This window comes from Hydrogenophaga sp. FG152 (assembly GCF_057809615.1).
Genome location: NZ_JBMDKH010000010.1, coordinates 106,145 through 132,154, shown reverse-complemented (window position 1 = coordinate 132,154; position 26,010 = coordinate 106,145). Strand labels below are relative to the sequence as shown.

The 26,010-nt window shown below is 64.4% G+C and carries 28 protein-coding genes and 1 pseudogene; 10 read left to right on the top strand and 19 right to left on the bottom strand.

From position 1 onward, the window contains the following. The first annotated feature begins 43 nt into the window (after nt 1-43). The 5 genes from ACODTB_RS13925 (at nt 44) to tfpZ (ending at nt 5,028) form a co-directional block, all read left to right on the top strand. Nucleotides 44-673, top strand: coding sequence for an FHA domain-containing protein (locus ACODTB_RS13925; RefSeq protein ID WP_291111547.1), 630 nt, complete (start codon nt 44-46; stop codon nt 671-673). 195 nt (nt 674-868) lie between these two features. Then, entirely contained in the window at nt 869-1,672 is an 804-nt protein-coding gene (locus ACODTB_RS13920; protein ID WP_291111549.1) for a 3',5'-cyclic-nucleotide phosphodiesterase, read from the top strand. Nucleotides 1,673-1,861: 189 nt separating this feature from the next. Beyond that, nucleotides 1,862-2,347: a pilin gene (locus ACODTB_RS13915; protein WP_291111551.1), complete on the top strand. Its 486-nt coding sequence runs from the start codon at nt 1,862-1,864 to the stop codon at nt 2,345-2,347. 78 nt (nt 2,348-2,425) lie between these two features. After that, nucleotides 2,426-4,255, top strand: coding sequence for a PglL family O-oligosaccharyltransferase (locus tag ACODTB_RS13910; protein ID WP_291111553.1), 1,830 nt, complete (start codon nt 2,426-2,428; stop codon nt 4,253-4,255). Nucleotides 4,256-4,266: 11 nt separating this feature from the next. Further along, nucleotides 4,267-5,028, top strand: a complete 762-nt coding sequence (tfpZ, locus tag ACODTB_RS13905) for a TfpX/TfpZ family type IV pilin accessory protein (protein WP_291111555.1) — start codon at nt 4,267-4,269, stop codon at nt 5,026-5,028. Nucleotides 5,029-5,038: 10 nt separating this feature from the next. Here tfpZ and ACODTB_RS13900 read toward each other — a convergent pair. From ACODTB_RS13900 to ACODTB_RS13885, 4 genes and pseudogenes are all read right to left on the bottom strand, one after another. After that, nucleotides 5,039-5,176 (bottom strand): annotated as a pseudogene (locus ACODTB_RS13900) (cyclic pyranopterin monophosphate synthase MoaC); the annotation flags it as partial. 217 nt (nt 5,177-5,393) lie between these two features. Continuing rightward, the gene (locus ACODTB_RS13895) at nt 5,394-6,425 is read right to left on the bottom strand and encodes an RES family NAD+ phosphorylase (protein WP_488929411.1); all 1,032 of its coding nucleotides are present in this window, start codon (nt 6,423-6,425) and stop codon (nt 5,394-5,396) included. Beyond that, nucleotides 6,422-7,357 (bottom strand): sce7725 family protein, encoded by a 936-nt coding sequence (locus ACODTB_RS13890; protein WP_488929410.1) that lies wholly within the window; start codon nt 7,355-7,357, stop codon nt 6,422-6,424. Before ACODTB_RS13890 ends, ACODTB_RS13895 begins: the two co-directional genes overlap by 4 nt. A gap of 2 nt (nt 7,358-7,359) precedes the next feature. Beyond that, nucleotides 7,360-8,244 (bottom strand): sce7726 family protein, encoded by an 885-nt coding sequence (locus ACODTB_RS13885; RefSeq protein WP_488929409.1) that lies wholly within the window; start codon nt 8,242-8,244, stop codon nt 7,360-7,362. Between the two features lie 207 nt (nt 8,245-8,451). Between ACODTB_RS13885 and ACODTB_RS13880 the strand changes: the two genes are divergently transcribed. Beyond that, the gene (locus ACODTB_RS13880) at nt 8,452-9,054 is read left to right on the top strand and encodes a recombinase family protein (RefSeq protein WP_488929408.1); all 603 of its coding nucleotides are present in this window, start codon (nt 8,452-8,454) and stop codon (nt 9,052-9,054) included. A 96-nt stretch (nt 9,055-9,150) separates the two neighbouring features. Here the strand turns inward: ACODTB_RS13880 and ACODTB_RS13875 are convergent, their stop codons facing one another. After that, nucleotides 9,151-9,354 (bottom strand): helix-turn-helix domain-containing protein, encoded by a 204-nt coding sequence (locus ACODTB_RS13875; RefSeq protein WP_488929424.1) that lies wholly within the window; start codon nt 9,352-9,354, stop codon nt 9,151-9,153. Between the two features lie 196 nt (nt 9,355-9,550). On the opposite strand from ACODTB_RS13875, the gene ACODTB_RS13870 reads away from it, so the two are divergent. Next, on the top strand, nt 9,551-10,060 hold the full coding sequence (locus ACODTB_RS13870) for a hypothetical protein (RefSeq protein ID WP_488929407.1): 510 nt from the start codon (nt 9,551-9,553) through the stop codon (nt 10,058-10,060). A 61-nt stretch (nt 10,061-10,121) separates the two neighbouring features. Here the strand turns inward: ACODTB_RS13870 and ACODTB_RS13865 are convergent, their stop codons facing one another. From ACODTB_RS13865 to moaC, 3 genes are all read right to left on the bottom strand, one after another. Next, nucleotides 10,122-10,829: a hypothetical protein gene (locus ACODTB_RS13865; RefSeq protein WP_488929406.1), complete on the bottom strand. Its 708-nt coding sequence runs from the start codon at nt 10,827-10,829 to the stop codon at nt 10,122-10,124. Nucleotides 10,830-10,956: 127 nt separating this feature from the next. Then, entirely contained in the window at nt 10,957-11,811 is an 855-nt protein-coding gene (locus tag ACODTB_RS13860; RefSeq protein ID WP_488929405.1) for a site-specific integrase, read from the bottom strand. A 267-nt stretch (nt 11,812-12,078) separates the two neighbouring features. After that, nucleotides 12,079-12,576, bottom strand: a complete 498-nt coding sequence (gene moaC / locus ACODTB_RS13855; RefSeq protein WP_488929404.1) for a cyclic pyranopterin monophosphate synthase MoaC — start codon at nt 12,574-12,576, stop codon at nt 12,079-12,081. A 57-nt stretch (nt 12,577-12,633) separates the two neighbouring features. On the opposite strand from moaC, the gene ACODTB_RS13850 reads away from it, so the two are divergent. Beyond that, on the top strand, nt 12,634-14,328 hold the full coding sequence (locus ACODTB_RS13850; RefSeq protein ID WP_291111559.1) for a M48 family metalloprotease: 1,695 nt from the start codon (nt 12,634-12,636) through the stop codon (nt 14,326-14,328). A 26-nt stretch (nt 14,329-14,354) separates the two neighbouring features. Here the strand turns inward: ACODTB_RS13850 and ACODTB_RS13845 are convergent, their stop codons facing one another. Both ACODTB_RS13845 and ACODTB_RS13840 read right to left on the bottom strand, forming a co-directional pair. Continuing rightward, entirely contained in the window at nt 14,355-14,705 is a 351-nt protein-coding gene (locus ACODTB_RS13845) for a phage holin family protein (protein ID WP_291111561.1), read from the bottom strand. Between the two features lie 95 nt (nt 14,706-14,800). Then, nucleotides 14,801-15,553, bottom strand: a complete 753-nt coding sequence (locus ACODTB_RS13840; protein WP_291111563.1) for a TerC family protein — start codon at nt 15,551-15,553, stop codon at nt 14,801-14,803. Between the two features lie 441 nt (nt 15,554-15,994). Between ACODTB_RS13840 and ACODTB_RS13835 the strand changes: the two genes are divergently transcribed. Continuing rightward, nucleotides 15,995-16,417: a DUF3717 domain-containing protein gene (locus ACODTB_RS13835; protein ID WP_291111565.1), complete on the top strand. Its 423-nt coding sequence runs from the start codon at nt 15,995-15,997 to the stop codon at nt 16,415-16,417. Here the strand turns inward: ACODTB_RS13835 and purB are convergent, their stop codons facing one another. Beyond that, complete coding sequence (gene purB, locus ACODTB_RS13830) at nt 16,418-17,845, bottom strand: adenylosuccinate lyase (protein WP_291111567.1); 1,428 nt, start codon at nt 17,843-17,845, stop codon at nt 16,418-16,420. It abuts the gene before it with no gap. A 125-nt stretch (nt 17,846-17,970) separates the two neighbouring features. On the opposite strand from purB, the gene ACODTB_RS13825 reads away from it, so the two are divergent. Then, a complete protein-coding gene (locus tag ACODTB_RS13825) occupies nt 17,971-18,585 on the top strand; it encodes a glutathione S-transferase C-terminal domain-containing protein (RefSeq protein WP_291111569.1) in 615 nt (204 codons plus the stop codon). A gap of 13 nt (nt 18,586-18,598) precedes the next feature. Here the strand turns inward: ACODTB_RS13825 and ACODTB_RS13820 are convergent, their stop codons facing one another. From ACODTB_RS13820 to ACODTB_RS13785, 8 genes are all read right to left on the bottom strand, one after another. After that, nucleotides 18,599-19,039, bottom strand: a complete 441-nt coding sequence (locus tag ACODTB_RS13820) for a nuclear transport factor 2 family protein (protein ID WP_291111571.1) — start codon at nt 19,037-19,039, stop codon at nt 18,599-18,601. A 7-nt stretch (nt 19,040-19,046) separates the two neighbouring features. Then, the gene (locus tag ACODTB_RS13815; RefSeq protein WP_291111635.1) at nt 19,047-19,811 is read right to left on the bottom strand and encodes an SDR family NAD(P)-dependent oxidoreductase; all 765 of its coding nucleotides are present in this window, start codon (nt 19,809-19,811) and stop codon (nt 19,047-19,049) included. Between the two features lie 83 nt (nt 19,812-19,894). Next, the gene (locus tag ACODTB_RS13810; protein WP_291111573.1) at nt 19,895-20,434 is read right to left on the bottom strand and encodes a DUF3833 domain-containing protein; all 540 of its coding nucleotides are present in this window, start codon (nt 20,432-20,434) and stop codon (nt 19,895-19,897) included. 9 nt (nt 20,435-20,443) lie between these two features. Beyond that, nucleotides 20,444-21,760, bottom strand: a complete 1,317-nt coding sequence (locus tag ACODTB_RS13805) for an MFS transporter (RefSeq protein WP_291111575.1) — start codon at nt 21,758-21,760, stop codon at nt 20,444-20,446. Further along, a complete protein-coding gene (locus ACODTB_RS13800) occupies nt 21,757-22,320 on the bottom strand; it encodes a chalcone isomerase family protein (protein ID WP_291111577.1) in 564 nt (187 codons plus the stop codon). Before ACODTB_RS13800 ends, ACODTB_RS13805 begins: the two co-directional genes overlap by 4 nt. A gap of 10 nt (nt 22,321-22,330) precedes the next feature. Beyond that, nucleotides 22,331-23,560 (bottom strand): class I SAM-dependent methyltransferase, encoded by a 1,230-nt coding sequence (locus ACODTB_RS13795; RefSeq protein WP_291111579.1) that lies wholly within the window; start codon nt 23,558-23,560, stop codon nt 22,331-22,333. Continuing rightward, a complete protein-coding gene (locus tag ACODTB_RS13790; protein WP_291111581.1) occupies nt 23,557-24,429 on the bottom strand; it encodes a DUF1365 domain-containing protein in 873 nt (290 codons plus the stop codon). Before ACODTB_RS13790 ends, ACODTB_RS13795 begins: the two co-directional genes overlap by 4 nt. Next, on the bottom strand, nt 24,426-25,850 hold the full coding sequence (locus tag ACODTB_RS13785) for an NAD(P)/FAD-dependent oxidoreductase (protein ID WP_291111583.1): 1,425 nt from the start codon (nt 25,848-25,850) through the stop codon (nt 24,426-24,428). Before ACODTB_RS13785 ends, ACODTB_RS13790 begins: the two co-directional genes overlap by 4 nt. Nucleotides 25,851-26,010 lie beyond the last annotated feature (160 nt).

Below are 26,010 nucleotides of genomic sequence, written 5' to 3'. Positions count from 1 at the left end.
CGCATTATCAGAATTCAATCAATAGGTTCCAGAGGAGTCGGCCATGCCGAAAATGATCGTTTCCATCGACGGTGTCGTCATCAAGGAAGTGCAGCTCACGAAAGACCGCACCACGCTGGGCCGGCGTCCTTACAACGACATCGTGATCGACAACCTCGCGGTCAGCGGTGAGCATGCCGTGATGCAGATGTCGGGCATGGACGTGTTCCTGGAAGACCTCAACAGCACCAACGGCACCTACGTCAACGGCAAGGCGATCAAGAAGCAGCAGCTGCAGAACGGCGATGCCGTCGAAATCGGCAAGTACAAGATCAAGTTCGTGCACGAAGGCGCGAGCGAAACCTACGAAAAGACCACCGTCATCAACGCCGGCTCCGTGGTGGAGGCTGGCGACTCCCAGGGCGCACCGCTGGGCAACGCCGCGATCAAGGTCATGTCCGGCACGGCGGCCGGCCGCGAAGTGCCTCTGGTCAAGGTGGTGACCACCATCGGCAAGCCCGGCGTGGCGGTGGCGGCCATCACGCGCCGGCCCCATGGTTATGTGGTGGCCCTGGTCGAAGGCACGCAGAAGCCCACCATCAACGGCAGCCCCATCGGGACCGACGCCGTGAGCCTGCACCATGGCGACCTGCTGGAACTGGCCGGCACGCAGATGCAGTTCGTCCAGCACTGAGACGAAGCCGTGCCATGCCCGTGGACCGGGCATGGCAACCATCGGCAGAAATGCCAAAAAAGTCCTTTCCGGCGCCTGGTCAAACGGGTAGCCTTCGGCAGTCGGTTGCCGACCCGGCTTGTTCGGGTTGAGGCAACCAGTTTCCCCCATCCAATGTGCCGGCGGTCCCGGCCATGCCACTGCCAAAGCTGCCAAATGAGGGTCCGCGTACTGGGGTGCTCTGGCGCCATCGCCCATGGTTGCCGCACCACGTCCTTTCTGCTCGACGACAACGTCCTGATCGACGCCGGTACCGGCGTGGGCGATCTGACCCTGGATGAGATGGCGCGAGTGGACCACGTCCTGCTCACCCATTCGCACCTGGATCACGTGGCCGCGCTGCCCCTCATGCTCGATGCCGTGGCCGCCAGGCGCCTGGCCAGCAACGCTGCGCCGCTGCAGGTGCACGCGCTGCCAGGCACCATCGCCGCGCTCAAGGTGCACATCTTCAACAACCTGATCTGGCCCGACTTCTCCGCCATTCCCAGTGTGGACACGCCGCTCATGCGCTTCGTGTCCATTGCGGTCGGGGAGGTGCTCCATGTCGGCGGCAAGTCGGTCGAGGTCTTGCCTGCGGTGCACACCGTGCCGGCGGTCGGCTTTGCCGCCGCCAGCGCCTCGGGGCACTGGGTCTTCAGTGGCGACACCGGGCGCAACCCGGCGTTCTGGCAGCGCGTCAACCAGCTCCCCGTGGCCCTGCTGGTGATCGAAACCGCCTTCAGCGACCGGGAGCACGCCCTCGCGCAGCGCAGCCTGCACCTGGCTCCCAGCCTGCTGGCGCAGGAGCTGGAGCAGATCGATGGCCGTCAGCGCTACCCGATCTACATCACCCACACCAAGCCGGCGGAAACCGGTTTGATCATGGAAGAGATCCGCCGCTTCGACGAAGCGCCCAACCGCGCGGGCGATGTGCGCCACGACATCCGCTGGCTCAGCGCGGGGCAGACCTTCGAGTTGTGACAAAAGCCGTTGCCTGAAGGCGAGGTGACAAAAATTGTCGGTCGCATGCCGATGCAGGGGTCACCAAATGTCACTGATGCAGGGTGAAGCGTTAAAAAGACCTCAAAAAGCGTGGCATTTCGGGCTGGCACGGGGCGTGCTGATAGGAGGCCGTTCTTATCCCAACCCCTGCCTCCCAAGGAGTTCTCCATGAAATTGAACCGTGCCATTCAAAAAGGCTTCACCCTGATCGAATTGATGATCGTGGTGGCCATCATCGGTATTCTGGCGGCCGTCGCGTTGCCCGCTTACCAAGACTACACGGTGCGTGCGCGCGTGTCGGAAGTGATCCTGGCGGCTTCTTCCTGCCGCACCTCGATCACGGAAGTGGTTCAGACCGCCCCCGGCGCCAACGTTGCTTCTGCCATCCCGGCCGCCTGCGACGTCACCCCGACGCGCATGGTGTCGTCCGGTTCCGCGAATGACGACGGTGTCATCACGATCATTGGCAACGCGGCCAACATCGGTGGGCAAGTGACCGCCACCACCAACCAGATCCGCCTGGTTCCCTGGATTTCTGGCCGTGCGCTTGAAGGCACGACCGATGGCGGCAGTGTGATTCAGGAATGGCGCTGCGGCCCCGATACGACCAACCCGATGCTGGCGAAGTACCTCCCCGGCTCCTGCCGTCAGTGATTACCTTGCTCAAAGCGTGATCCAATCCGAAAAGGCCGCGATGCGGCCTTTTCTTTTGCTCTGATTCAGACCGTCTTCATGCCGCCTCGTTACGAGCCTCTCCAGCAAGTCGAGAATGTTCTCGCCGCGATGGTGCTGTCGCTGATCTGGCTGATGCCGAATCATCAACTGCCCTGGAATGCCTTTCACCACGAAGTGGCGATGGCCGTCGCACTGGGCTTGATCGCCATCGTGGTGGCTTGGCAGACCCGCTGGCGCGTGCCCCTGTCGGCGTTCGTTGGCGTGCTGGGGCTGCTGATCCTGGTGCCTTGGGGGCAGTGGCTTGGCGGTCTGATGCCCAAAGCGGGCACGGCGGCGGTGTCATCGGCTTACGTGGCGGCCGTCCTGGTGGCCTTTCTGCTCGGTCATGCTGCGCGGTCGAACCAGCACCACCGGCTGCTGGACATTGTTTTCGCGGCCCTGGCCCTGGGCGCGGCGTTGAACGTGCCGGTGCAGTGGATCCAGTGGTTGCAGTGGTACTCCAGCGATTTCGACTCCCTGGTGCTGTTGCTGGTCACCCCCATCAACGATCGTCAGCGCCCCTCCGGCATGATCCTGCAGCCCAACCAGCTGGCGACCATCCAGGTCTGGGGGCTGATCGGCCTGACCTGGTTTCGGCACCGTCGCATGCTCTCGTTGGGCATGTTCGTGCTGCTGTTCGCGTGGATTGGCATCGGCATCGGTCTTACCCAGTCGCGCGCGGGCCTGCTGGAGATGGCTGTTGTAACCGGGCTGCTGGCCTTGGTGTTGAAAGGCGAAGGGCGACGTGCCATCTGCATGGTCTGGTTTGCGGGCCTGGTGTTGCTGATCCTGTGGTTGCTGAATTTCAAGGAGGTAGCCAACTGGCTGGGCCTGGGCATGCAGCAGAACACCGAGGCCCGTTTGACTGCCATTGATGGTGCCCGCATCGACGCCTGGCGGGCCTTTGGCGCCGCCCTTCTTGAGCGCCCGTGGTTCGGCTACGGTCTGACCGACGGCGGGTTTGCCTACGTGGCCGTGGCGCATCTGCAACCGGAGTTGTACATCGGCCAGCGTTTCGCTCATGCGCACAATGCCGTCCTCGACGTGTTGCTCTGGTTCGGAATCCCTCTTGGGCTGATGCTGCTGGGCGCCGTGGGTCTCTGGTTGAGCAAGCGGCTGCTGGAGCTGCCGAAGCGGCCCGAGAACGTCTTTGCGCTGGCCGTGCTGGCGGCGTTGGGTGTGCACGCCATGCTTGAACTGCCTCATCAGTTTCTCTATTTCATGGCGCCCGCCGCCTTGTTCGCCGGCTGGTTGATGCCAGTGGATGCCACTTCGAAGGGGCATTCGTTGCCCCGGTGGTCGTGGGGCATGGTTGGGTTGCTGACTTTGGGCGTGGCAGGCTGGATGTCGGCCGACTATTTCCCTTACCAGGAGCGCTACACCGAGTGGCGCTTCGAGAACAGCCGCGTGGGCCAGCGGCCGGACATTGAAGTGCACGAGCCGCGCGTGCTCAACCAGATTCACGATGAACTGGTGTTGTACCGCCTGCCGCTGCGGCCGGGGATGAGCGAGCAGGAACTCCTCTGGATTTCGGACACGGCGCGCAGCGTGAACTCTCCGCCGGCCTACTACGCGGCGGCCAAGGCGCATGCGCTTGCCGGTGAGACAGAAACTGCGCGCGTCTGGATGATGCGCCTCAACGCCATCATGGGCGCTGACCTTGTTTCGACGATGCAGGACATCTGGGCGCGCGATCAGAAGACTCATCCTTCGCTCGCCTCGTTGAACTGGCCGGACTATGCCGGACGCAGCACCTCTTTCCAGCTGGCCCCGGAAACCGTGGATCGCTCCGAGCCCCTGCCCCTTGCGCCGTCCGACAATCCCCAGGTTTCCTTGCCAACCCCGTGAGTCCCTCCGCCATGCACGCTGCTCTTCGATACCGCTTCAAGTGGGCCATCGGGCATTTCCTGGTCAGTGCCCTGATCCTGCTCGTGGTGGGCGGGTTGATCTTCTTCGTCTGGTACCCCCACCCTTACCGGGTTCTGGCGGGTGGTCTGAACCTGTTCCTGCTCGTGGCGGCCGTGGACGTCGTGCTGGGTCCCGTGTGCACCTTCGCGGTCGCGGCCGCGAAGAAGCCGCTCAAAGAGTTGCGCATGGACGTGGCCCTGATTGCGCTCGTGCAGGTCGGCGCCTTGTCGTATGGGGCGTGGACCGTGTTCCAGGCCCGGCCGGTGTACCTGGCCTTCGAGATCGATCGCCTGAGGGTGATTCACGCGATCGACGTCGACCCAGGCTTGCTTGCTCAGAGCGCGCCCGAATTCCGCTCGCTGCCGGTTCGCGGTCCCGAGCTGGTGGCGGTGCGCCCGTTTGCCTCGGCAACCGAAAGGATGGAGGTGACGATGGCAGCCTTGCAAGGCTTGGACATCGGTGCGCGCGCCGATCTCTGGGTTGGGTATGACACGCAGACGCAAGCCATTCAGTCAGCCGCCCTGCCACTCAGTGCATTGCTTGCCGCCAAACCCGAGGCCGTGCCGATGATTCAGGCCGGCCTGGCGTCGGCGGGATTGAGCTTGGACGGTGCTCGCTACCTGCCGGTGGCCAGCCGGCATGCGTTCTGGACAGCCATCCTCTCGCCGCTGGATGCACGCCCCGTGCTTTTTCTGCCAGTGGACCCTTATTGAGCGTGGATGGTCAAGGGAGCGCCGTGAAGCTTCCGCTCTTCCCCCCGCGTTTCTCCACCAGCCGAACCCCTCCCATCACCATCCCCCGATCCACGGCTTTGCACATGTCATAAATGGCGAGCAATGCTACCGATACCGCTGATAAGGCGTGCTAAATCAACGACTTAGCGCGGAGGGGTAGTGCCGGAGGCAACGAAAAACACGATTCTTGGTCAACGCAGTTGGACAAAACTTGGACAAGAACTTTGACCAAGGGGACGCAGGATATTGCTTAGTCGCAAGCGAGTCAACAAAACGGCAGAAGCTAACGGATTGACGCTGCGGCTATGCCTTTGCCCATCGGGTCCGTGTGCTGTGTTCCTCTGTTATGCGATTTCAACCTGCACGCTTACGACGCGACGTTGCTCTACCGCTCCCGGAACAGCCTTGTCGGGACTGAACAGTGCCAGATTCATTCCATCACTTACAGAGCTCTTGTAAATCACCCCGTCATACCCCGCCTTCTTGATGAACTCGCATAGGTATTGACTAGGTACATAGTCGATAGCTGCGCCCTGCGGGAGAACGGGCCTAGTAAGCTCTTGTCCCAGCCGTTCGAGGAACGGCAGATCATTTCGCATGGCCCCGATTTGATCCTCGTCACCGAAGAAAAACGGGGAAATCAAACTCTTAGGATTGCGCAGATCAATCATTTGCAGGCCTGGAGCTAGGGTGAAGTCAGCTATGCACACGATCTCGCCAGTGTGAGGCCGAATTTCAGAAACTGCTGTCTGCTGAGTTGAGCCGAGATATAGGTACGGAATACCGGGCGGATTGGCCCGACCATGCGAGGTGACACGCTTGGGGGGAGCGCTCATCGCCTCGACGGGATAGGGCTGATCTCCTTGCTGAATTCTTGAGCGATACCAGATCACTGGGGGAGCGTCAGCTCTTAAGTGGAGCAGCAAATTAGACAGTCGCTCCTTATCTAGATTAGAGTCAGGGAAGTACCTGTTTTTGTACATCAATTCATCGCGTAACGCCTCCCATCTGTCTAGGCCATCGCTTAGATACTTGCTGGAAGGCGAAAAATTGCGGCGCACGATCTCGCCATCGTCGAGTATGTCCCCGAGCAAATTCTTGGCTGCAGGCACATCCATGCGTGGATGACTGAATAGCCCCCAGTCGGACTTCATCCACTCAACAAGAAGCTTTCCATGAGCATCTGGCTCATAGATTGAAATCAATGGCCCAAACAGCTCTGCTAGCTGCGTTGGATGCACGAGCGTGGCTTGATCTGTCCCGCAATAAGAGCATTTGCCAAGCTCCTCAGAAAGCGAGGGAATGATATCTCTAAGCAGGCTGCGATCGTTAAAGCAGCTGGCGCAACATTTCATCCCCGCAGCGCTCGAAGTCATGAGAAGTAAGCTGCCAACGTCTCAATATGGTGCTGCATGGAGAGCTTCTTTATGTAGCCAAGCCCTGGAAAGTGACGCTTCTCATGGAGGCTGCGGAACTCTTGAACAGCCTCAGTTTCCAGTACCTTAGATTGAGGCTCGTCGAGTTTTTCAATCATTGCATTGAGCGCTTCTGCAAATTTTCCGGCTGGATCAGTGGGCGTGTCGATCCGTAGAGATTTGAAGTGATAGATGAACATTGCATCATCATTTGCCGCATCAATGAAGGTGAGATGAATGGCAATAGCGTAGGCAGGCCCCCCACCCTCTGAATAATCGTCGCCTACCGTTAGAAAATCACCAAAGCCGTCCATGCCTTCTTCGGTGTAGGTTACATGGAGGTCAGAGTATGGTTCTACTAGTGGATACTTGCTATTGGTACGCTTTTGAAAACCATCGCCAACAATTATGCGTTTACTACCTTGAAAGTGCTTGCGATAAAGCTTGCCACAATCTTTCTCGAAAAAAACGTGTCTAGTATCAGCCAGCTTAGCACCCAAGCCCTCAGCAAGCGCTCTTGCACCAGTGAAACCTGCATGAATTAGTGTGAGGTCATGGTCCGCATGAATCTGGCAGCAGTGCAGCGCCTCTTCGACAGTGACATTCTCTTTGAGCAGAACCCCAGCGGCAATCTTACGCTTGGGCAGGAACTTCTCTTTCAATAGTGCTGAAATCGCATCGCCTGTCGCTGCGTGGTCACCGTGATATGGGTTCACGATAACTACAGCTGTCCCATCTGCCTCGCAAATGGCATTCAATGCCTTTTCCAAGCCACCCAGCGACTCCTTGACCGGTTCAATGATGGGTGTGAACCCCGCAGCTTGCAGTTTGGCGGCATTCTCGCGTACAGTAATTAGCTCGTACTGCTTGCCTCGAAAGTAAGGGAAATACATTATTATCCGCCCCAGCCTAGTGCCAAATCTAAATTTGTGTTTATAGCTTCGACCAACTTATCGTGATCTGATTTCTTTATGGGCACCGACAGCGCGGCGGCCTGCAAAGATGTAGGCAATTGTGCAACGAGAGTTCTTAAAGGCGCAAGATCACGTGACCTTTTCAATGTTCGGATCATCTCTCCGTGAACGTCTTCAGGCTTTAGTCGTGCGAAGAGTGCCCGCATTTCTAACCGCAATTGCGTATTTGGAACGGCTGGGACTGAGATGCCAAGACGGTTGAGGATTTCTGCTGCCTCGGAAGAGCGTAGCGAGTCGAGGACCGTCAACGGACAAATTAGATCAGGGCGGTCGGTGGCTTCGCGCAAGGTGGAGATTTGATGTCTTTTCGAGAGACGCAAGACGCCAACGTCGCTCGGCGTGACCTTGAGAACCTCTTCAGCATGACTCTCTCCACAAATTACGACCACGCGAGAGAAGAAGGTCTGATAAGTCGCTACCTGTTTTGCCAACCGGCTTAGAGAGTCGCGTTCGGACTTGATCTCGTAGACTGTTGCGGTCCCATTCAAAATTGCCAAGTCGGCCTTGCAATCGGCAACTCGGAACTCTGTCAGCATAGATGCTGAAGATAGTGAGTGGGTACCCAACAAGACTTTACGTGTGACTGCTGACCTGTACACGTATTCGTCGCGACGAGCTTCGACGCGCAGCATAGAAAATGCCGCATCGAAAGCCTCACCAACGGTGGCACCCGTTACGCCGGAGGGCGCAAGTTCCTTGATCAGTCGCGCAAACAACGGGGACTTGCCTTTCCCTGCCAACTGTCTAAAGACAGCGGAGGAGAACAGCCTTGAGCAGGCTGACAGCTGGGTCGCGCTCAAACGCAAGGAACTCTCCTAGAGAAACGCCCCCTCGGGCCAACGTGGCAAGTATAGGACGGTGAGTTACCTTGGCTCCGAAGGCGTGGCCCAGGCAAACCTCCATCCGAAAACGACCGGTTCCGGACAGCCTGTTGCGCCCTGACCATAAGCTAGCTTGACGGCATTGTGGACAGCCGGTATCTGTGGACTCCCTTTTTGAACAGGAGATCACGGATGCCCCGAGTCTTTGCCTACTGCCGCGTCAGCACCCAAGACCAGACCACCGACAACCAGATTCAGGAGATCGCCGCAGCGGGCTTCATCGTTGAGCCCCAGCGGGCAGTCGTGGAAACGGTGTCTGGCAGCGTGCCCGCGTCGGAGCGCCCGGGCTTCCGCCAACTGCGCAACAAGCTGGAGCGCGGCGACGTGCTGGTGGTCACAAAGCTGGACCGGTTGGGCCGCAATGCCATGGATGTGCGTGCAACGGTCGAAGGCTTGGCGCAGGAGGGCATACGGGTGCATTGCCTCGCCTTGGGCGGCGTGGACCTCTCCAGCCCCGCAGGACGCATGACGATGGGCGTGATTGCTGCCGTCGCAGAGTTTGAGCGCGATCTACTGGTGGAGAGGACACAGGCCGGTCTGACCCGCGCAAAGGCCTCAGGAGCCGTTCTAGGCCGTCCGCCTGCCCTGACGACTGAGCAGGCCCGCGCAGCGCTCCAGCGGCTTTCTGATGGCGGCTCCGTGGCGTCGGTCGCCCGCGAACTGCGAACCTCAAGGCAAACCATCATGAGGGTGCGTGATAACGCGGCCACCGGCCACCCCATGACTGCGCACTGACCTCGCCCCCGTGAGCGGCCCCACGGGCTGCTCGTTCTCGCAAGCGGGAGGGCCTGGGGGAAATCTCGGATGCGTAAATGCGAAGGTGGGGCCTCGCTATTGCGAAGCGTTTTTGACTTTTGCCGTTGGCGTCATCAGTTGGTAGGCCTGAAGCCCAAGGGCATGGGCAAGGCGCTCCACATTGTCGATGGAGATATTGCGAGCCTGTCGCTCCACATGGGCAACAAAGGTGCGGTGCAACCCGGCTTCAAGGGCCAAGTCCTCTTGCGACCAACCGCGCTCACCTCGCAACCGAATCATGTTCAAGGCCAATGCCTCTCGCGCCCGACCTGCGGAGGGCTGAGCGGAGGCCTGTGAACGGGACATAGGCTTAGTCTCAAACGGTGCCGCGTTTGAGTCAGCCGCCTTTACGTCACATTCTGCTATACAGGCTGCAGCATCAAGGTCTGTGGATGTACCGCAGGCCGGTTGAGCGCATCTTCATTGGCGAGGATTTATGGGTCTGTTCTCTTGGGTGTCCGGCAATGTGCAAAAGAGCAAAGCGGCAGCGACCATTCAACAATATTTCGAGTTCAGCCAGCGCATGGGAGCATTCCCCGGCGACCCTGCGACTATGGCGAACAAGCTCGTTGAGCTAGCCTTCAATCGAGTTCCAGACTTGGCGAGCGGAGGCCTCAAGGGCTATGTGCTCGCCGCAACAGTGCTCTCTATCGTCATCATGGAAAACGGACTGCCGCTTGAGGTCCGGGACTACTGCGCCATGGCGCTTGCGGGGATGTTGAAGGTTGCCAGCAAGGAAGGCCATCTGCATTCCTACAACGATCAAGCCATGCTGGAGACAGCGCGGAATGTCCTGGCTCAATTCAGAGAGCTAGTGCCTTCGCCGCTCATGTCTGAAGTCATGCGCTCAGCCGTTGCGCCCTCCTCAGAAAGCCTTCCCAAGAGCGAAGAGACGAGCCAAGATCGACAGCGGAGAATGGACGAACTTATCCAGCGCATGAAATAGAGAGAGCTAAGAAAAAGACAGATCGCGCAAGGAGGCAGCAGCCCCCGAAGGGGCCGCGCTCTCACTTGCTGCGCTTGCGAGCCACGGCCTGTTCAAGCTTGGACACATTCAATCGGGCGACAGCATATTCCTTGCCGTTGCTGCGGTTGTTGGTCTGCTTCACTTGAAGCCCGCCAATGGTGATGGCTTCATCGGTGAACGTGATCTCAACGCGATATGTCCTCGCTTCGGAGTTTGATCTCGCTGCCAATAGCTTCTTCGCGGCATGTAGGTCTCGAAGAGACATGCCTGCCTTCACAACTACCGAAGCGGTGCATCCCGCTGCACTAGCGGCAACCTTCTTGGCATGGGCCATTTCCCATGGCCTCATTGCTTTCGTCCAGTCCTTCGGAACGGCAAAGCCGGGAAATCGCGACTGAACTTCTTGCCGGCATTTGTCCTGCGTCAGCTCCGCTCCTCGCGGGCCGACGATCAGCTCAATTAGTGCTTGCGTAACTTTGTAGGCGCCGGGAGTGCTCTTTGCGCGAGCCTTCACATCTAGACTCACATTCAAGTCTCGCTGCTGTTCGGGATGGCTTGCCAAATACACCGCCGTCATCTTCTCTAGGTACGCCTTCAAGTCCTTCTGTAAGGTGATACCGCGTAGGTAGAGTCCGGGATCGTAGCGACGCTTGGCGGAAGCGCTCTCACCCGATTCTGTAGCTGCAAAGGTGGCAGTCTCGGGGAACAAAAATTCTTCTTCAATTTCAGAATTGTGGGAAAGCGACATACAAGGGCTCCTTATGTATCTCCATAGAGATATATGGGGAATTTGTCCAAAAAAATGGCCGCGCGAACTTCCGAGCTGCGCGACCTGCCTGTGTAGTATTGGTACTGAATCAAAACGGCGCAGGGCCTCAGCCAAGTTTCCGAGCCAAGTCTGCCGGGCGCGGGTGGTAGTACCGCTTAAGCATCTGGAGACTTCGGTGTCCGGTGACGGCTGCTAGCTCAATGACGTTTGGCAGTTTGTCGGCCATGCGGCTCGTTGCTGTGTGACGGAGATCGTGGAAGCGGAATGTTGCGAGTCCTGCTCTTGCTGTGGCTTTCTTGAATGCAGCCGCCAGCGCAGGCGCAGTAATGGAGAAGACTTGCTCGCCCTTGTTAGCGGACACCTGCAGAAGGACTTCTATCGCAGCGCGGGAGAGTGGCACGGTGCGAGGTTGACCGTTCTTAGATGTCGGCAGGTAGGCGGTCTGTGCGACGAGGTCGATGTGCGCCCATCGCAGTGCGAGCAGTTCGCCCCGCCGCATCGCGGTGTGAAGTGCGAGTTGCACAAGTGGCTTAACTTCGGGATTGCGACGGCCCGCAGGGGCGACGCTACGAAGCAATCGCGCCTCCTCCTCTGCGGAGAGCACGCGTGTACGACCGGAAGGCGTGGGCGGCTTTTTGACGAGTTGGCACGGGTTCTCAGCCGTGACGCCCCATTCCCGGCGAGCATGGTTGATGACGCTCGAAAGCAATGACAGGTCGCGGATCACCGCCCCAGCACCAACGGTTCTCAGTCGCTCATCTCGAAATCTGGCAACGACCGCAGGCGAGAGATTCGCCATGCTGTACCCGGCCATCTTGGTTCGCTTGAGCGCATTGATCCGGATCACCTCGTCAAGATGTCCGCGCTTCGATGGGGAGACTTGGTGCGAGTATCGAGAAAGGACATCGCCCAAAAGCATGCGATCAGCGACGCCACCGGACCTGTAGCTGCCGCTGTCCATCGCGCTCTCGATATGCCTTGCCCACTTCTGAGCCTCGCTTCGCGTTGCGAAACTCCTCACCTCTGCCGGAAATCCCTCGCGGATCACGCGTGCTTGCCACGTGCCGGACCGTTGTCGAATCGATGCCATTGCGCCTCTCACTTGGACAGGCGTTGGACAAGAACGAGTTTTGCGAGGCTTTTAGCTCTTCATGGGCTGTAGCGACAGCAAGCGGCTAGTGAGCAGGTGAGGCAGGCTTGGTAGAAGATTCCTAGTGAAATCAATCACTTACGACCCCGCTACAAACTCCCCACTCTTCCCCCCCCGTTTCTCCACCAACCGCACCCCCCCCATCACCATCCCGCGATCCACCGCCTTGCACATGTCGTAAATCGTCAGCAGCGCCACGGACACCGCTGACAGGGCTTCCATCTCCACCCCGGTCTGACCGGTGCACTCGGCGGTCGCGCGGCAGTGCACGCTGTGGGACTCGGGTTCGATGTCGAATTCCACCGCCACGCGGGTCAACGCGATCGGATGGCACAGCGGGATGAGGTCGCTGGTCTTCTTGGCGGCCTGGATGCCGGCGATGCGCGCGATGCCGAGCACGTCACCCTTTTTCGCGGTGCCCGCCTGGATCAACGCCAGCGTGGCCGGCAACATGGTGATGCGGCCTTCCGCGACGGCCACCCGATGGGTGCTGGCTTTGGCCGCCACGTCGACCATGTGGGCCTGGCCCTGGGCGTCGAAATGGGTCAAGGAAGAGGTGGCTTTTGTATCGGTCATGGGGGCTTGTTTCGCGGGCTTTACAGAACCGTCAGGCGTTGGCGGCATCATACGGGGATGCGTTTTTTACCGAAGTCGCTGCTTTCCCCTGTTCGACGCACCGCCCTGGGCCTGGGCGTGCTGGCCATGGCGTCGATGCTGCTGCCCACACCGGCCTCGATCGCCCAGCCGGTCCGTGACGGCACGGCCACCTCCTCGCTGCCCAGCCTGGGCGACGGCGATGGCATGTCCATCGCGGCCGAACGGCGCCTGGGGGACCGCATCGCGCGCGACATCTACCGCGACCCGGACTACTTGGACGATCCCGTGCTCGGCGACCACCTGCAGGCCTTGTGGCAGCCCCTGCTGGGCGCGGCGCGCGATCGCGGCGACGTGCCGCCCGAACTGGCCGAGCGCCTGGCCTGGGAACTGGTGGTTTCGCGCGACAAGCGCGTCAATGCCTTTGCCCTGCCAGGAGGGTACCTTGGCGTGAACCTGGGCCTGGTCGCGATCACCGACAAGCCCGAGGAACTGGCTTCGGTGATGGCACACGAGCTCAGCCACGTGTCGCAGCGCCACATCGCCCGCATGATGACGCGCGAGGAGCGCATGGCGCCGTGGATGATGGGGGCGATGATCCTGGGCGCGCTGGCGGCGGGGTCCAACCCGCAGGTGGCCAGCGCCGCGATCGCGGGCAGCACGGCCGTCGCGGCACAGACCCAACTGAACTTCTCGCGCGACATGGAGCGCGAGGCCGACCGCGTGGGCTTTGGCGTCCTCACGGGTGCCGGCTTTGACGGCCTGGGCTTCGTGAGCATGTTCGACAAGATGCAGCAGTCCTCGCGCTACGACGACGGCTCGTTCCCCTACCTGCGCAGCCACCCGTTGACGGGGGAGCGAATTGCCGACATGCGGTCCCGGGTGCCCTCCGGGCCGGTCGCGGCGGCAGGCGGCCAGGTGGGCCCGGTCAAGGCCGCCACGCCGGAGGCCGGCGGCGCCACCGCGCCGACCGCTCCCCTGGGCCTGCGCCTGGACTTGCCAGGCACGCGGGGCGCGTCCAGCGCCTCCGTGGGCTTGCCCATGCCCTCGCGCAGCGTGCACGTGCTGGTGTCGGCGCGCGCCAGGGTGCTGGCGGAGAACGGTCCTGATCGGCAGCGCGCCTGGCTCGCCAATGGCCGATCGGCCAATGCCTCGCCCGGCGACCGCTACGCGGCCGCGCTCTCGGCACTGCGCCTGGGGCAGCGCGATCTGGCCCTGGAGCTGGCGCAGCAGTTGCGCGGGGCGGTGGCGCCCGAGGCGCGCCCCACGGTGGATGCGCTGCTGCTCGACATCTTGCTGTCGCCCGTCGCGGGCGGTGTGCCTTCCCTGCCTCCCGCGCAGGCGGCCCTGCTCGCGGAACTGCGCGACCAGGCCTTGGCGGGAACCTCCCGCGCCAGTGCCCTGCTTGGTGCGCAGGCCGCGCTGGCCACCGGTCAGCCGCAGCGCGCGGTCAGCCGCTTGCAGGCCTGGGTGGCGCTGCAGCCGCGCGACGCGGTGGCCTGGCAAACGCTGTCGCGAGGCCATGCCGTGCAAGGGCAGACCTTGCGCGCCATCCGTGCCGAGGCGGAGGCGCGTGCCGCCCACCTGGACTTCGGTGGTGCGGTGGACCGCTTCAAGGCGGCCCAGGCGCTGCCCGCCGCGCAACGCACGGACGGCATGGAACTGGCCATCGTGGACAGCCGCCGCCGTGAAGTCGAGGCGCAGCTGCGCGAGTCCGTGCGCGAAGAGAAGTAGACCCGGCGACGGGCCGGCCGCTCGGCTCAGCGCGAGCCGAGCGAGCGCACGGCGGAACTCACCACCAGCATCAGCACCGAGTAGATCAACGAGCCCAGCAGCGCGGCCAGGAAGCCGTTGACGCGGAAGCCATCGAGCACACCCGATGCCGCCCAGAACATCAGGGCGTTGATGACGAACAGGAAGAGACCCAGCGTGACGATGGTGACGGGCAAGGTCAGGATCACCAGGATGGGCCGCAGCACGGCGTTGAACAGGCCGATGACCGCCGCGGCGATCAGGGCGGAAGTGAAGCTCTGCACCTGCACGCCGGGGTAGATGTAGGCCACCACCAGCAGGGCGCAGGCCGCGAGCAGCCAGGTCAGGATGAGTTTCATGCGGACCAGCATAGCACCGGTCCGCCCGCCGACATGAAAAAGGGCGGCGCCCTTGCGGACGCCGCCCTGGTGTGTCAGGACCTCGAAAGGCGGGATCAGCCTTCGTGCACCACCGGCGGACGGCGGGAGGAGATCCACTTGCCCAGTGCGAGCACCACCAGCGCCCCGACGACGTGGGCCGTCCAGTAAAGGGTGTCGGAGATGACCGCCATGCCCTTCTCATCCACCGTGCCGAGCTTGGGCATGAAGGTCCACTTGTCGGGCGTGACAAAGGCCGGGTCGGTGACCAGCATGCCACCGGCAATCCAGCCCAGCAGCATGCCGCCCAGGGTGATGATGATCGGGAAACGGGCCATCAGCTTGATGACCAAGGTGCTGCCCCAGACGATGATGGGAATGGAGATCAGCAGGCCCAGCACCACCAGCAGGAACGAGTGCTCGCCCGCGTTCTGTGCGGCGCCGGCGATGGCGATCACGTTGTCCACGCTCATCACCAGGTCGGCCACGATGATGGTCTTGATGGCGGCGAACAGCTTGTCGCTGCCCTGGATGTCGCCATGCGCCTCGTCATCGGGGGCCAGCAGCTTCACGCCGATCCACACCAGCAGCAGCGCGCCCACGAGCTTGATGAACGGCACGGTCAGCAGTGTCATCGCGAAGGCGATCAGGATGACCCGCAGCACGATGGCGCCGAAAGTGCCCCAGATGATGCCCTTGGTGCGCTGTGCGGGCGGCAGCTTGCGGCAGGCCAGCGCGATCACGACCGCGTTGTCGCCACCCAGCAGGATGTCGATGATGATGATCTGTCCCAGGGCGACCCAGAACGCGGGCGATGTCAGGAAATCCATAAATTCCTCGTTGTCGTTTGTCCAAATGGGTGGGGCGCGAGCCGATCTCGTCGCCATCCGCCCGGCCTTCACTTCTCATGCATCGACCACCATGGTCGATCGGAAGGCGCTGTGTCATCCGCCCGCAATGGCGCAACTGCGCTGGCGAAGGGGATGGACGTGTCTTGATCGGCCCATGGGGCCTATCAAAGGTCTTGCTCAGCCCGGCAAGGTGATTGCCGGGCCCGGGTTGCCGGAAGCGGTGGCTCCGTATTGACGACAACCCGAATGTCCAGCGGCAAGCGCTGGAGCGGAGAGCTACTCCCCTTCGAGACCCGCGATTGTAGCGGGCCGTTACCGCGTCCGGTGCCTGGGATGGGTACGCAGTTACCACAAGGCCAGGGTTGGCTCCGCTTGCCGGTGCGTTCATCGAAGGGCCAGACTGGCTATGATCCACACCCCATGGCCGGCATCCACATCACCGACATCGAAGCCGCGATCAACTACTGGCGTGAGCGCTCACCCTCGCCAGATGGTGTTTCCCTGTGCAAGGAACTTCGCGCTTTGGCCGAGGTGTATGCGCTGATGATCTGGTTCCACGAGACCGAGGCCGACGAGGCCACGTTGCCCGCCCGCGCCCGCGAGGCCTGGCTGGCCTGGTATGAGACCACGCCCGACACGCCGTGCATCGCCATCTGCTCGACCAGCCAGGGTGACGAGGTCTGCAAGGGCTGTGGCCGGCGCTTCGACGAAGTGCAGCGCTGGACCGAGATGACCCCCGGTGAGAAACGCGCCAGCTGGCGGCGCATCACCATCGAAGGCGACGCCTGGCGCTTCAACCGCTACGCCGAGCGCGCGCTGGAAGAGCCCGGTTCCGGGCGGTAGTCAGACGCGCCGCGCCAGCTCGGTGGCCTTGCCGACGTAGCTGCCCGGGGTCATGGCCAGCAGGCGGTCTTTTTCGGGCTGGGGAATGTCCAGGCTGCGGATGAGTTCGTGCAGTGCCTCGGCGGTCACGGTCTTGCCGCGCGTGACTTCCTTGAGTTTCTCGTAGGCGCCCGAAACGCCGTATCGGCGCATCACGGTCTGGATCGGCTCGGCCAGCACTTCCCAGGACGCATCGAGGTCCGCGGCGATGGCTTCCTCGTTGAGTTCGAGCTTGCCCAGCCCCACGCCCATCGAGTGGTAGGCCAGCACCGCATAGCCCAGGGCGACGCCCATGTTGCGCAGCACGGTGGAGTCGGTCAGGTCGCGCTGCCAGCGGCTGATGGGCAGCTTCTCGGAGAGGTGGCGCAGCAGCGCGTTGGCCAGGCCCAGGTTGCCTTCGGCGTTCTCGAAGTCGATCGGGTTGACCTTGTGCGGCATGGTGGACGAGCCGATCTCGCCCGCCTTCAGGCGTTGTTTGAAATAGCCCAGGCTCACATAGCCCCAGATGTCGCGCGAGAGGTCGATCAGGATGGTGTTGGTGCGCGCGACCGCGTCGAACAGCTCGGCCATGTAGTCGTGCGGCTCGATCTGGATGCTGTAGGGCTGGAAGGTCAGGCCCAGACCGAGTGGCTCGGGCTGTTCGATCACGTTGCGGCTGAACGCCTCCCAGTCGAACTCTGGCCAGGCGCTCAGGTGGGCGTTGTAGTTGCCCACGGCACCGTTCATCTTGCCCAGCAGCTTGACGCCGGCGATGCGGTCGCGTGCGGCGCTCAGGCGCACCACCACGTTGGCGATTTCCTTGCCCACGGTGGTGGGGCTGGCGGTCTGGCCGTGCGTGCGGCTGAGCATGGGCACGGCAGCAAAGGCGTGGGCCATTTCGCGCAGCTTGTCGATCACCGCGTCCAGCGCGGGCAGCAGCACGGCGTCGCGCCCGCCCTTGAGCTGCAGGGCGTGGCTGGTGTTGTTGATGTCTTCGCTGGTGCAGGCGAAGTGCACGAACTCGGCGGCCTTCTCCAGCTCAGGACGCGCCTCGAAGCGCGACTTGATCCAGTACTCGACCGCCTTCACGTCGTGGTTGGTGACTTTCTCGATGTCCTTGATGGCCTGGCCATCGGCTTCGCTGAAGTTCTTCACCAGGCCCAGCAGGTAGGTGCGCGCGCCGGGCGAGAGCGGCTTGAACTCGGCCAGGCCGGCATCGGAGAGCGCAATGAACCAGGCGATCTCGACCTGCACGCGGCGGTGCATGTAGCCCTGCTCGCTCATGAAGGGGCGCAGGCTGGCCAGGCGGCCGGCGTAACGGCCGTCGAGCGGCGACAGGGCGGAAATGGCGCTGAGGGCGCCGGGGATGGTGTGGGCGGGCGTGGCAGGAGAAGAGGTGGTCGGGCGCATCCCACGATTGTAGGAGGCCCGTCCGGCGGCGGGCCCACCGTCGGGCGCCGTGTCCGCCGTCCGAGGGGGCGTCCCTGGTGCTGGCTAGAATCGTGTTCCCCAGTCCAACGACCATTCCATTCCCCATGAAACTCATCGGCGCCATCACCAGCCCCTACGTGCGAAAAGTGCGCGTTGTCATGGCCGAGAAAAAACTGGACTACCAGTTCATCCTGGAAGACGTGTGGTCCGCCGACACCACCATCATGACCTCCAACCCGCTGGGCAAGGTGCCCTGCCTGGTGATGGAGGGCGGCGAGGCGGTGTTCGACTCGCGCGTGATCGTGGAGTACCTCGACACCCTTTCACCGGTGGGCAAGCTGATTCCCACGCAAGGCCGCGAGCGCGCCGAGGTCAAGACCTGGGAAGCCCTGGCCGATGGCCTGCTGGACGCCGCCGTGCTGGCCCGGCTCGAAGCCACCTGGCCCGGCCGCGGCGCGGGCGAGCGCAGCGAGGCGTGGATCGAGCGCCAGCGCGCCAAGATCGACGCCAGCCTGAAGTCCATGAGCCAGGGCCTGGGCGAGAAGGCGTTCTGCTCGGGCATCCACTTCAGCCTGTCCGACGTGGCCGTGGGCTGCGCGCTGGGTTACCTGGACTTCCGCTTCGCCAGCATCGACTGGCGCTCGCAGTACCCCAATCTGGCCCGCCTGGCCGAGAAACTCAACCTGCGCCAGAGCTTCGTCGACACGAAGCCGAGCTGAGGCGCACCGCGCCTCAGCCGTTGGCGCGCCGCTTCAGCCAGCGCATCAGCCCTCCCAGCACGGGCAGTTTTTCGTACAGCTCTTCCGCCGCGTCCCAATAGTCGCGGTGGTCGCTGACGCGGCCATCGAGCGCGAGCCGCAGGTGCGAGCCGCCGCGCACCACCTGCTCGGTCGCGGTGTCAAAGCGCTGAAAACGGAAGCGGAACTCCCACACCAGAAAACATTGCGCGCCGTCGACCAGCCTGCCCGTGACGATGAAGCGCGGCGCCGTGAGGCTGTCGAACATGTGTTCGAACACGCGTGTGATGGCCGGGATGCCCTGCACCTCGTTGAACGGGTCCTTGAAGCGCGCGTCCGGCGTGTAGAACTCGCCAAGCCGGGCGAGCGAGCCGGGGGAGAGCGACTCGAACCAGTTGCAGAGGTGGTCGATGGCGGCGCGGTTGTCGGTGGACATGAACGCGTTATAGCCCGGTGACGCGGCGCACCGCCGGAAAGTACGCGCGGTAGGGCAGCAGGCGCAACAGCTTCATCCAGCGCGTGAAGCGCTTGGGGTAGTGGATGTCGAACGCGCCCTGGCCCCAGCCGGCCAGCATGGCCTGGGCCGCCTGTGCTGGTGTGATCAGCGCGGGCATGGTGAAGCCGTTGCGGGCCGTCAGGGGCGTGCTCACGAAGCCGGGATGCACCACGCTCACGCCCAGGCCCAGGGGCTGCAGGTCCAGGTACAGCGTCTCGGCGAGGTGGGTGAGCGCGGCCTTGGTCGGGCCGTAGGCGAGGCTCTTGGGCAGGCCGCGAAAACCCGCCACGCTGCTGATCAGGCTGATGTGCCCATGGCCCCGCGCCGCCATCGCGGGCACGGCGGCGTCGAGCACGTGCAGCGCGCCGAGGTAGTTGATGTCGACGTGTCGCCGAAGGTCGGCCAGGTCCATGTCGGTGGCGCGCATTTCGCGGTAGTGGCCGGCGCAGTACAGCACCAGGTCCAGCGGGCCTTGCGCGAGGATCTGGTAGGTGGTGCGCATGACCGCATTGGCATCGGTCACGTCCAGCGGCCAGGCCTGCGCGGCCGGGTGCGCGGCCACGAAGGCGTTCAGCGCGGGCGCATTGCGAGCCGACAGCAGCACCTGCGCCCCGCGCGCGTGCAGGGCCGAGGCGGTGGCTTCGCCAATGCCGCTGGAGGCGCCGATCAGCCACACGCGCAGGCCGCGCCAGTCGGTGATGCGGGGGTTCATGGGCCCGAACAGCGAGAAGCCGCGCGCACCGCTCGCCGCCCGAGGGGACGGCATGGGCGCATCGATGAAGGTTCTGGGGATGGTCATGGCAGGCGCTTCACGAACGACAGCGTGACCTCGCCCAGGCGGATGCCGAACTTGCTCATCGTGGCCTTGTTGAGCATCACGCGGTCGTCCATCAGGTACATCCAGTCGTCGAACTGCACTTCGTAGGTCTTGCCGTCCACCGGTTGCCGCAGCGTGTAGCCCCATCGGAAGGCATTGCCCTGCTGCTCACCGAGCGCGGTGCCCACCACGTCGTCGGCGGTGCCGCTGAAGCGGCCGTTGCCCAGGTGCTTCATGCGCCACACGCGCTTCTGGGTCGTGCCATCCGAGTAGGTGAAGGCCTCGTCGAGCACGCCATCGTCCCCGTTCCATTGGCAGCGCATGACCACGGTGAAGCGCTTGACGACCTCGCCCGAGCGGTCGGTGAAGACACCGTAGGCGTCGAGCGTGCCGTTGAAATAGCTGCGCAGGTCGAGCACCGGTTTTTCGCCCGCGTACTGCGCGATCTGCGGGCCTGCGCAGCCCGAGAGTGCGGCGGCGCCCGCGATGCCGGCGGCGAGCAAGTGGCGTCGTTGCATGGTGGTCTTTCAGTTCGTGGACAGGGCGGGGCGCGGCGGCGCGGGCTTTTGCTCGGGCCGGATGACGAGCGCGTACAGCGCGCCCCCGGCCAGCAGCTTGAGCGCGCAAGGCAGCAGGCAGTAGGCGATGGTCAGGGTCTGCAGCGCGGCGGGGTCGCGCGTGCCTGGGGTGTAGCCGAACCAGGCCAGCAGTGGCAGGGCGAGACCCGCGGCCAGCGCGAGGTTGAGCTTGGTGGCGAAGTTCCACCAGCCGAAGTACGCGCCCTCGCGTTGGCCGCGTTCACCCAGCCGGCCGATCAGGCCGGCAAGCATCGCGCCGGGCAGGGCGAGGTCGGTGCCCAGCGCCACGCCCGAGAGGGCACACACCATCAGGAAGGGCAGCACGTCGCCCGCGCCGAGCAGGGCCGCCGAGACGAACACCGCCACCGCCACGCCCATGCCGGCGAGCCAGGTGCGCGCCAGCCCGAGGCGGGCGACCAGCCGCACCCAGAGCGGCATCGACATCGCGGCGCACAGGAAGTAGGTGGCGAGGAAGGCCGGCTCCACCGCCGCCGGTGCCTGCAGCCGGTCCTGCACGAAGAACAGCACCAGCGTGGCCGGCACGGCGCTGGCGGTGCCGTTGATCACGAACACCGCGAGCAGGCGCCGGAACGCGGGTTGCCGCAGCGGGGAGGGGCCATCCGCCGTGGTGGCCAGGGACCGGTCGAGCGGGCGCGTGGCGCGGCTCCAGGCCCACCAGCCCAGCGCCAGCAGCGCGGCGAAGGCCGAGACCGTGGCGCCCAGCCCCAGCGTGGCGGGCAGCACGGCGGCGATCAGCACGCCCAGCAGGGCCAGGCCTTCGCGCCAGGCCACCACGCGGCTGCGCTGGGCCTCGTCGCCGCCCAGGCGCGCCCCCCAGGCCTGGTGCGCCACCGAGATCACGCTGTAGGCGATGTAGGTCAGGGCCATCAGCCCGCCCGCCCAGCCGAGCAGGATCGCGCTGCCCGCGTCGCGCACGGCGGCCGGCGGAAACAGCAGGCCCCACAGCCCGCCCGCGAGCACCAGCGCGGCGCCGGCGGCAGCGCCCAGCACGGCCGCGATCGAGCGCGCAAAGAGGCGGTCGCACCAACGCCCGATCCAGGGATCGAGCACGGCATCGATCAGTCGCGCGGCCAGCAGCACCGCCCCCAGGGCCGCCAACGGCGCGCCGAACGCGCGCGCGTAGTGGTTGGGCAGGATCACGTACAGCGGCAACGCGACGAAAGCCAGCGGCAGGCCCAGCAGACCGTAGCGCAGCCCATGGCGCCAGGCGCCTGGCCCGATGAAGCGGGCGGCGGGTTCGCTCATGGCGCGCGCGGCGGGCCGCCCAGGGACTGGATCAGGGCTTCGCGCAGGCTCGGCTGCGAGGTCCTGGGCGAGAGCCAGATGCCGAAGAACAGGCGCGAGAAGGCGTCGTCGGCGATCTCGCCGAGCCACTGGCCGTTGACGTAGAAGCGCGCGCCGCTGCCCGGCACGTGCACGCCGGTGAGGCGGTCGCCACGCCGCACCTCGGGGAAGAGGGCGCTCATCGCGGCTTGCCAGCGCTGGGCCTGCGCGGGGTCCAGCCGGGCCAGGCCTTTCATTTCCTCGATGGAGCGCTCGGCGATGTCGGCGCCCTTGAAGCCCCGCAGGTAGCTCAGTTCCAGGCCGAAGCGCTGGTCTTCGAAGCGCTGGATGTCAAAGCCGGGCGCGACATACAGGCGCGCGTCGTAGACATCGAACCCCCAGTACCGAAGGCGGGCGCTGCCGGTGCGTGTCTGGTCCTGCAGCACCGCGCTCAGCAGGGGTGCTGGCGCGGGCTGCGCGCTTGCGGGTCCCCCCACCAGCAGCGCGAGGGCCACGAACAGGTGAAGAGGGAGCGTGGACATGGCGCGGGCCTCAGGCGGGCTTGCGCAGCGTGTACTGCACGACGTCCACGTTCTGCTGCTCGAACGCCGCCTCGCAATAAGCGAGGTAGAACTCCCAGATGCGCAGGAAGCGCTGGTCGAAGCCCAGTTGCAGCACGTGCTCCTGTTCGCGCAGGAAACTCTCGCGCCAGATCGACAGCGTGCGCGCGTAGTCCTGGCCGAAGGCGAACTCATCGACCACCTCCAGCCCCGCCCGCGCGGCCTGGGCGCGCAACTCGCGCGGGCAAGGCAGACAGCCGCCCGGGAAGATGTATTGCTGGATGAAATCCGTGCCCTGGATGTAGCGGTCGAAATGCGCGTCGGCGATCACGATGCTCTGGATGCAGGCCCGGCCCCCGGGCTTGAGCAGGCGGGCCACGGTCTGGAAGTAGGTCGGCCAGTACGAGCGCCCCACCGCCTCGACCATCTCGATCGAGCAGATGGCGTCGAATGGTGCGTCGTGGATGTCCCGGTAATCCTGCAGCCGCAGGTCGGCGCGGTCCTGGCGCCCGATGGCCTGCAGGCGCTGTTTCGCGAAGGCCAGCTGTTCGGTCGACAGCGTCACGCCGACCACCGAGGCGTCGAACTCGGTGGTCGCCTTTTCGGCCAGCGCACCCCAGCCGCAGCCGATCTCCAGCACGCGGTCGCCCGGGCGCACCCCGGCCAGTCGCAGCGCGCGGCGCACCTTGGCATGCTGCGCCATCACCATGGTCTGCTCCGGTGTCTCGAACCAGGCCGACGAGTAGTTCATGGTCTCGTCCAGCCACAGGCGGTAGAACGCATTGCCCAGGTCGTAGTGCGCGTGGATGTTCTTGCGGCTGTTGGCCTTGGAGTTGCGGTTGAGCAGGTGCCGCACGCGGTAGGCCAGGCGGCCCAGCCAGGAGCCATAGACCATGTCCTCCACCTCGTGGCGGTTGGCCACCAGCAGCGAGAGCAGCGAGGTGAGGTGCGGCGTGCTCCAGTCGCCGGCGATGTAGGTCTCGGCGAAACCGATGTCGCCCGATTTGAGCGTGGCGCCGCACACGTTCCAGTTGTGCAGCTTCATGCTCGCATGCGGTCCGTCGGTCTGCCCGAAGCGCTGCACCGAGCCGTCGGGCAGCTGCAGCGTGAGGCTGCCGTGCACCAGGCTCTGCAGCAGCTGCAGGACGGTGCGCGCGGCGGCCGGTGTGTTGTGGGGCAGTTCGAAGCCCACGGGGCGGCGGGAGGCGGTGGTGCTGTTCATGGTTGGCGCGGCTCGGCGGTCACAGTGGGCGCCGAGGGCACGGCGGCGGTCACGAAGTCGCCCGGCGCGGGCGGCTGGCGGAAGAATGGGGCCTTCTGCCACCACAGGCGCAAAGCCTGCCAGTGGATGCGGGCGATCACGCCCAGGGTCATGGCGGGGTGAGACCACAGCGCGCGGCGCAGCGTGCGGGCATTGAGTGGCAGCAGCTCGCCGCTCACGCTGGTGTTGAGCAGGGCCGCATCACCCGCGCCATCGAAGTAGTCGATGCGCGCCACGGTGCGGGCGGTGGGGCCTTCCGTGCGCATGAAGACGAAGCGGTAGCGCCCGCGCACCGGGCAGAACGGCGAGACGTGGAACACCTTGGCGGCTTCGCAGGGCTGGCCATAGCGGGGCGCGTCGAGCAGGTAGCAATGGCGTTCGCCAAAGGTGTTGTTCACCTCGGCGAGCACCGCGCGCAGCGAGCCATCGGCGCGGTGGCAGTACCAGAAACTCACTGGCTTGAAGCTGTAGCCCAGCATGCGCGGGTAGGTGTGCAGCCAGACCTCGCCCTGTGCGTCGTGGATGCCATGCTGGCGCAGCACCTCGTCCAGCCAGCCCAGGCTGTCGGCGCGGCCATCGCCGTGGTCGGTGTCGTGAAAGCTCAGCGCGGCACTGCGGTTGCGCGCCAGCGCGCCGGGGCCGTGCACGCGCAGGCTGCGCATGGGCAGCATCAGAAAGCAGGTGGCGTAGGCGAACGCGTGGCGCCGGGGCCGGTGGCGTGTGTGGCGCACCTGGCCAAAGCCCAGCTGTGCCACGGCCGCGTTCACTGGTATACCTTCGGCTTCGCCTGCGGTGCGAGCTGGCTTGGGGCGGCCCGGCGCTGCGCTCATGCGAACACCCCGGGAAGCGCGGCCCGGCGCAGCTCGCGCTCGTGGGTCAGCGGCATCAGGCGGTGCGCATCGATCAGGCCGCGCGCGGCCTGCAGGCCCGACTTGAGCCCGTCCTCGTGAAAGCCATAGCCGGTCCAGGCGCCGGCGAACCAGGTATGGCGATGGCCCTGCAAGCCGGGAATGCCGGCCTGGGCGCGGATCGCCGCGAGGTCGAACACGGGGTGCTCGTAGGCGTACTCGCCCAGCACTTGCGTGGGGGTGATCTCGCGCTGCGGATTGAGCGACACCACCACCGGTTGCGGCACTGGCAGTGGCTGCAGGCGGTTGATCAGGTAATGCAGGCAGACGTTGGCCGATTCCTGATCGGCAGTGGGCGCGCGTTCGTAGTTCCAGGCCGCCCAGGCACGGGAGTTCTCCGGCAGCACCGAGGCATCGGTGTGCAGCACGGCGCGGTTGGGCTGGTAGCGGATGGCGCCGAGCAGCTCGCGTTCGGCCGCCGAGGCCTGGTTGCCCAGCAGGCGCAGCGCCTGGTCGCTGTGGCAGGCCATCACGATGGCGTCGAAGCGGTCCACTTGGCCGGGTGAGACCACGCGCACGCCCTCGTCGTCGCGCAGCACCTGCTGCACCGGCGTGAAAAGGCGCAGGTCGCCCACCCCGCGGAGGATCTTTCTCACGTACTGGCGGGCGCCCCCCGCGACCGTGTGCCACTGCGGCCGGTTCCTCACCTGGATCAGGCCGTGGTTGTGGCAGAAGCGCACCATGGTGGCGACCGGGAAGGCCAGCATCTGGTCGGTCGGGCAACTCCATATGCAGCCCATCATGGGCAGGAAGTACCAGTCGCGGAATTCGGCCGAGAAGCGCTGGTCGCGCAGGAAGTCGCCCAAGGGTTGCAGCAGGGGGCTGTCGGGTCGCAGGTCGTCGCCACGTTCGGCCAGGCGGGTGGTCACGCGGTTGAAGCGCGCGATGTCGGCCAGCATGCGCAGAAAGCGTGGGTTGGCCAGGTTGCGGCGCTGCGCGAACACGGAAGACAGGTCGCTGCCGCTCCATTCGAGCGCGTCGCCGCCGGGCCCGGCACCCGGCACCTGGACCGAGAACGACATGTCGGCGCGGGCGATCGGCACCTCCAGAGCGGCGAGCAAGGCCAGCAGATTGGGGTACGTGCGCTCGTTGAGCACCAGAAAGCCGGTGTCGACGCCAAAGGTGGTGGGCACGCCGTAGGCATCGGGCAGGGTCACGTCCACCGTGTGGGTGTGCCCGCCGAAATGGTCGCCCGCCTCGTACAGCGTGACATCGGCCAGGCCCTGCAGGGTGTGGGCGGCGGCCAGGCCGGCAATGCCGGAGCCCACGATGGCCACGCGCGAAGGCCGCGAGACGGCGGCGCGCGCAGGGGAGACGGAGGTGGGGAGGAGGCCCGACTGCATGGACGGACCTCAGGGCCGGTGGGCCGCGCACCGGCGGGTGCGGCGGCCACGGAGGCCAATACAAAAGACTGCGAAGCGCCCCCAGACGAACAAGGGAGGGAGGGAGGAGGAGGAGAAGCGCCTCGGGATTGCAGCCGGATCACGCAGACCCGGAAGGCTT